Below are 5,741 nucleotides of genomic sequence, written 5' to 3'. Positions count from 1 at the left end.
AAAAAAGGCAAAAGAAACCCTAGGGTAGCTAATTATTCACTATCCATTTTTTAAGTTGGCGTTTTTTGATATTTTAAATGCTTTATAAGCGCATTTCAGCTTATATTAGGTAAAAACCTAGAAATTTTATAAAGACATAAGATGCACATAGTGCAAAAAATTAAACATGGGACGCCAGATACGTGAGTTTTTTTGTCATTTAATCTGTACAGAGAAGATAAATAAATAGCTTCAGTTTCATGATAAGGGGACTGGCAAGGCTTGTCAAGCAAGTTTTTTGCAATATCAGGGGATAATTTCGACCATAAATCCCTATCAATAAATTTTAACAAAAATACTTTAGTGCATTTTCAAATATAAGCATTCCATCGCCATATTTTGGCACAGCAACACCTAAACGCTTGCTCTTTTCTTTTTCAAGGGGCCAATTATCTTGCTGGGTAAAAAATATTCCCCTTTCTGGATGGGGCATTAAAGCTAGCACTCTTCCACTTTTATCTGATAAAGCTGCTAGGTCGTATGCAGATCCATTCGGATTGTAAGGAAATTGTAGGTTAGCATAGTTGCCATTTTTATCAATGTAACGTAATGCGGTGGAATTGCTCTCAATCAATTGGTTCAAAATATCTTGATCCATAAAAAATTTGCCTTCCCCATGAGCAATAGGGAGATATAGTTCACTCAGACCCCGTAGCCAAACAGAATTACTCTTTGAATTAACTCTCACTCTAATCCAACGGCATTGATAATTGCCTATATCATTATGGATTAAAGCTAGACTAGAGAATTCTGGAATTAATTTTACTAATATCTGACAACCATTACATATTCCTATAATCAGCTTGTCCTGAGATAAAAACTCTTGAAACTCATCCAACAAGTTGTTTTTAATACGTAAAGCAAACGCATTACCAGCACCAGTGTCATCACCATAGGAAAAACCCCCTGGAATTGCAAGTATATTGCTTAATTTCAGTTCACCTGGATTATCTATGATATCGTTAATGTGAACGATTTTTACTTCAATATTACCAATACCAAGTTTTCTGCTGCATTCCATAAATGCAAATGCAGTTTCTTTTTCGCAATTTAAGCCATAACCAGATAGGACTGTGATTTTCATGAATTGCTAAAAATTAAAAAATTCGAATTTCCTTTTTACAAAATTTGCTACTAAATTTAACGCAAATAACACCAATAATAAAGCTATAATTGCGATAGCAGCAAGTTCAACAAATGCAATTTCAGGATTGCTTGACCATATGTATATTTGCACAGGTAGAACAGTCGCCGGATCGAAAAAGGACGTAGGTGTATCAGCAATAAATGCCACCATACCCATCATAAGTAAAGGAGAAGATTCACCTAAAATCCTTGCAATTGCAAGCACAGTACCATGTATTATTCTTGGTAACGCAATCGGTAAAGAGTGATCTAATATCACCTTGATGTGAGGTGCACCGAGCGCAAACGCTGCATCTTTTATCGTAATAGGAACATTCGCAAAGGCATTTTTTGTTGCAATTATAATATTAGGTAACATCATAAATGAAAGAGTCATCCCACCAACAAGTGGTGAAGAGCGTGGTAGCCCAAATATGCCAAGATAGAGAGTTAAGCCCACTACACCAAATATTATTGAAGGCACTGCAGCAAGATTATTTATGCTAATTTCTACAATATTAGTCATTAGCCTATTTTTAGGCATAAATTCGTAAAGACAGATGCCCGACATAATTCCTATTGGTAATGCTAATGCTAGGCACACTATAATTGTCATTAATGAACCGATAAACGCTCCTAAAATCCCTGCATTTTCAGGTTCACGAGAGTCAGATTTAAGGAATAAAGACTTATTAAAAAATTTTTTCACTCTCCTCTTTTCTTTTAGCCAATCAAGTAATTTAGCATAACGATCATTCAAATATTTATCTTTATTTATTGAATTAATTATACTTGACGCGGTAAACCAGATCTCATATTCACCACTATTTTTTACTTTCTTACGAAAAAATTTCTCTAGTTCTTTGTAAGAATTACGACTTAAAATTTCGTCACCGTCTTTAAAATCAGTTCCTCCAAACACCTTACGTAAAGAATCGTTGAGTAAGCCAATGGACTTATACCGCAAATCACTAGGATTACTCGCCAAAGCAAGATCAGCATTTATTTCAACTGGCAATAAAATTTTCGTTACTGTTAAGGCACTGTAAGAGTTAACCAATATACTGAGCAATATACACACAGGACAGCCAAGTGAGATAACTAGTGCCGTGAAAGAACAAAAGCGTAGCGCTCTGTTCTTTTTATTTTTCCTTTTTATACGAGCATGTACACGCCTTGACTGAAGTAATTTAAGGAATTTTTTCTTTATACTCATTTACTTTTCTTTACACGAGGATTTGAAAAAACTTTCCCCTTTTTTGTCATGCAAGTAGCTGACACTGGGATCCAGCAGGCTTTGCCTGCAAATAATTTTTACATTTTCCATGAAAGCACAAACCAAAAGGAGAATAATGAATGCTGGATCCCAGTGTCGGAGCACTGGGATGACACCACAGCGGGAGGCAAACACAATGTTCGTACAGTTGTGTGTCACGCACTGGGATGACAAGAGAGAGTTCTGAGATGACACAATTGACATCACTCCCTATTGTATCTACTTAGATTTCTTTTTAACATAAGTAGTACGCTCTTTGATCCTTGCAGCTTTTCCAAATAGTTTGCACAGATAATACAGTTTTGCTCTACGAACCTTTCCTTTTCTTGTCACTTGCACTGAAACCAGTGCAGGAGAATAAACAAAAAACTGAGACACTATACTTTCTCCATGGCTCACTTTTCTGACTGCAAAAGAAGAATGTAACCCGCGGTTCCTTTTTGATATACATACACCTTCAAATATCTGTACACGTTCACTTGTACCGTCAACTACTTTAAAAGTGACCTTCAAATCATCGCCAGGACGAAATTCTGGTATTTCTTTAGCTAACACTTGCATTTGCTGTTCGTTAAATTTTTTAAGTAAATTTGTCATTTATCTCTCCACTCAATAATTCAGGCCTACGCTTTTTTGTTATAACATGAGACTGCTTCTGCCTCCAATCACTTATTTTTTTGTGATTGCCAGATAACAAAACCTCAGGTACTTTATATCCCTTCCACTGCTCAGGTCTAGTATATTGAGGATATTCAAGTACACCACCACCATAATTAAAACTTTCTTCAGTAATACTATCGGTATTATTTACTACACCTGGAAGAAGTCTAATGCATGCATCAAGAACCACCATTGCAGCTGGCTCACCTCCTGAAAGTATATAATCTCCAATACTTAACTCATAAGGAGTATACGCATCAATTATCCTTTGGTCAATACCTTCAAATCGACCACACAATATTGTTATATGAGGAAACTCTAATAATTCTCTGGCAATATTCTGATTAAACTTAGTTCCAGATGGAGTCATGTAAATAAACTTAGTGTTTTTATGAACAGAGAGCATACTATCTACTGCATCACCAACTACATCAGAACGCATAACCATTCCTGCTCCACCTCCATATGGAACATCATCCACAGTTGAATGTTTATCTTTCGCAAAAGAACGAATATTTATTACTTCAAGGTTCCATATTTTTTTTTCTAACGCTTTTCCGGCAAGAGAATAGTTCAAAAACCCCGGGAACATTTCTGGGAATATGGTTAATATTGTAACATTGAATGCCATTAAGGTTTATTTTAAGTTATTTGGGGCTATACTCTAAGAATAGTAAATTGATATAATATATAGTTAAATTAAACATGTCACTGAATAAAACGATATACGAAGGTAAAGCGAAAGCCATTATTGAAACTGAAGACTTATCAATTGTCATACAGCACTTTAAAGATGATGTTACAGCATTCAATAAGGAAAAATATGAAATAATCGATGGTAAAGGAATAATTAATAATCATATTAGTGCTTTTATCATGGAAAAGCTTGAGAAAGCAGAAATTAGCACACACTTTATAAAAACTCTAAACGAAAGAGAACAGCTAGTCAAAAAACTCAAGATAATACCTCTTGAGGTAGTAGTTAGAAATGTCGCAGCTGGCAGCTTTTGCAAACGTTTTAATATCAAAGAAGGCGAGAGGCTTGCATCTCCTATAATCGATTTTTTTTACAAAAATGATGACCTAGCCGACCCAATGGTAAGTGAAAATCACATACTGTATTTTGATTGGCTATCTAGCAAAGAAATGGATGAAGTTAAAACTACAACTTTAAAAATCAACGAAATATTAGTTCACCTATTTTCAAATGCAAGTATATATTTAGTTGATCTCAAGTTAGAATTTGGCAGATTAATAAATGACAGTACTAAAATCGTTTTAGCTGATGAAATTAGCCCTGATAACTGCAGATTATGGGATAAAAATACTTATAAAAAGCTAGATAAAGATGTCTTTCGTTTGAATTTAGGAGATTTAAAGGAAGCATACCTAGAAGTTGCAAAAAGACTGTCAGTAAAGTTAGGTTAACTAAATACTACTCTATCAAGTGGAGGGTTACATGCCTCATCAAGTTTTCCAATAATTTCAATTTTTTCTCCACGTTTTTGGAAATGATTTTTCACGTTTTGCATATTCTCAGAACTTACGATCAATACCATACCAATACCACAATTAAATGTTTTTAGCATTTCTTTCTTCTCTATTTTACCCTCCTTTGTTAGCCATAAAAATATATCTGGCCATTTCCAGGAATTAATGTCTATGTTTGCAAATAAGTTTTTTGGAAGAATTCGCGGAATATTGTCTACCAAACCACCACCCGTGATGTGCGCAATACCTTTTACTTGTGACATGATAGGCAGCAAAGAATCAACATATATTTTTGTTGGTTCAAGTAGTATTTCACTCCAAGATTTATTATTCCATAGAGATGTATCGTTATAATTTATACCTAAGCTTTTGAAAACATGGCGCACTAAAGAAAACCCATTTGAGTGAATTCCACTTGACTCTAAGCCAACTATATAATCACCTGCTTTCATCATACTACAGTTTGGAAGAATTTGCTTTCGATCAACTACACCAACCACAAACCCTGCAAGGTCATAGTGATTATTACCATACATTCCAGGCATTTCTGCAGTTTCCCCACCAACCAATGCTATTTTAGCTTGCTTGCACCCCTCTGCAATGCCCTTAACCACAGATAATAAAACATCTTTGGTCAAAACGCCTGTTGCAAAGTAATCAAGGAAAAACAAAGGCGTTGCTCCTTGTGCAAGTAAGTCATTTACACACATTGCAACTAAATCTATACCTATAGTATCATGTTTATTCACTTCTTGAGCTATCAACAGTTTCGTACCTACTCCATCAGTTGAGGAAACGAGTACTGGATGGTCATACTTCTTACTTAGTGCAGCAAAATCAAATAACGCAGAAAATGAACCTATTTCGCTGATTACTTCTTCTCTAGTAGTTTCTTGAGCAATAGGCTTGACTTCTTTTATTAACTTATTATATAGTTCAATATCTATTCCTGATCTGGTATAAGTATTCATAATCCTTTTATAAATTTTAAAATTGTTAATACTATATTAATGCCTTGATATAAAAAGTGCAACGAAACTTTCTCTTAATTGACTATTATATACTTACCAATATAGGGTAACTTAAATCATTTATAATTATCCAATGAACGAAAATACCAAAAACATACTGTTAATAACGGAACTGCTAT

General features: G+C 34.5%; 7 protein-coding genes. 2 read left to right on the top strand and 5 right to left on the bottom strand.

Annotated features, from left to right (window positions below):
• Positions 1–325: 325 nt before the first annotated feature.
• Together OZD62_RS02865 and pstA are read right to left on the bottom strand one after the other, a co-directional pair.
• A complete protein-coding gene (locus OZD62_RS02865; protein ID WP_275019395.1) occupies positions 326–1,123 on the bottom strand; it encodes a phosphoribosylformylglycinamidine synthase subunit PurQ in 798 nt (265 codons plus the stop codon).
• 6 nt (positions 1,124–1,129) lie between these two features.
• Positions 1,130–2,380 (bottom strand): phosphate ABC transporter permease PstA, encoded by a 1,251-nt coding sequence (gene pstA, locus OZD62_RS02860; RefSeq protein ID WP_275019394.1) that lies wholly within the window; start codon positions 2,378–2,380, stop codon positions 1,130–1,132.
• Between the two features lie 48 nt (positions 2,381–2,428).
• Here pstA and OZD62_RS02855 point away from each other — a divergent pair, with 48 nt between their 5' ends.
• Positions 2,429–2,611, top strand: coding sequence for a hypothetical protein (locus OZD62_RS02855; protein WP_010962989.1), 183 nt, complete (start codon positions 2,429–2,431; stop codon positions 2,609–2,611).
• Positions 2,612–2,659: 48 nt separating this feature from the next.
• Here OZD62_RS02855 and rplS read toward each other — a convergent pair whose 3' ends face one another.
• A complete protein-coding gene (gene rplS, locus OZD62_RS02850; protein WP_275019393.1) occupies positions 2,660–3,037 on the bottom strand; it encodes a 50S ribosomal protein L19 in 378 nt (125 codons plus the stop codon).
• Positions 3,021–3,731, bottom strand: a complete 711-nt coding sequence (gene trmD / locus OZD62_RS02845) for a tRNA (guanosine(37)-N1)-methyltransferase TrmD (RefSeq protein ID WP_007549279.1) — start codon at positions 3,729–3,731, stop codon at positions 3,021–3,023. Before trmD ends, rplS begins: the two co-directional genes overlap by 17 nt.
• A 74-nt stretch (positions 3,732–3,805) precedes the next feature.
• On the opposite strand from trmD, the gene purC reads away from it, so the two are divergent.
• On the top strand, positions 3,806–4,528 hold the full coding sequence (gene purC, locus OZD62_RS02840) for a phosphoribosylaminoimidazolesuccinocarboxamide synthase (protein ID WP_010081959.1): 723 nt from the start codon (positions 3,806–3,808) through the stop codon (positions 4,526–4,528).
• Here purC and purM read toward each other — a convergent pair.
• Positions 4,525–5,562, bottom strand: a complete 1,038-nt coding sequence (gene purM, locus OZD62_RS02835; protein WP_007549277.1) for a phosphoribosylformylglycinamidine cyclo-ligase — start codon at positions 5,560–5,562, stop codon at positions 4,525–4,527. The two genes, purC and purM, sit on opposite strands and share 4 nt — an antisense overlap.
• Positions 5,563–5,741 lie beyond the last annotated feature (179 nt).

The sequence above is a fragment of the Wolbachia endosymbiont of Drosophila seguyi genome (genome assembly GCF_028981765.1).
GTDB classification, from domain to species: Bacteria; Pseudomonadota; Alphaproteobacteria; order Rickettsiales; family Anaplasmataceae; genus Wolbachia; species Wolbachia pipientis.
This window is presented reverse-complemented; position numbering and strand designations above follow the sequence as displayed.

Excerpts from the sequence above, each read along its gene's own strand:
- OZD62_RS02865 (WP_275019395.1), bottom strand. The coding sequence starts at position 1,123 with ATGAAAATCACAGTCCTATCTGGTTATGGCTTAAATTGCGAAAAAGAA.
- pstA (WP_275019394.1), bottom strand. The coding sequence starts at position 2,380 with ATGAGTATAAAGAAAAAATTCCTTAAATTACTTCAGTCAAGGCGTGTA.
- OZD62_RS02855 (WP_010962989.1), top strand. The coding sequence starts at position 2,429 with ATGCAAGTAGCTGACACTGGGATCCAGCAGGCTTTGCCTGCAAATAAT.
- rplS (WP_275019393.1), bottom strand. The coding sequence starts at position 3,037 with ATGACAAATTTACTTAAAAAATTTAACGAACAGCAAATGCAAGTGTTA.
- trmD (WP_007549279.1), bottom strand. The coding sequence starts at position 3,731 with ATGGCATTCAATGTTACAATATTAACCATATTCCCAGAAATGTTCCCG.
- purC (WP_010081959.1), top strand. The coding sequence starts at position 3,806 with ATGTCACTGAATAAAACGATATACGAAGGTAAAGCGAAAGCCATTATT.
- purM (WP_007549277.1), bottom strand. The coding sequence starts at position 5,562 with ATGAATACTTATACCAGATCAGGAATAGATATTGAACTATATAATAAG.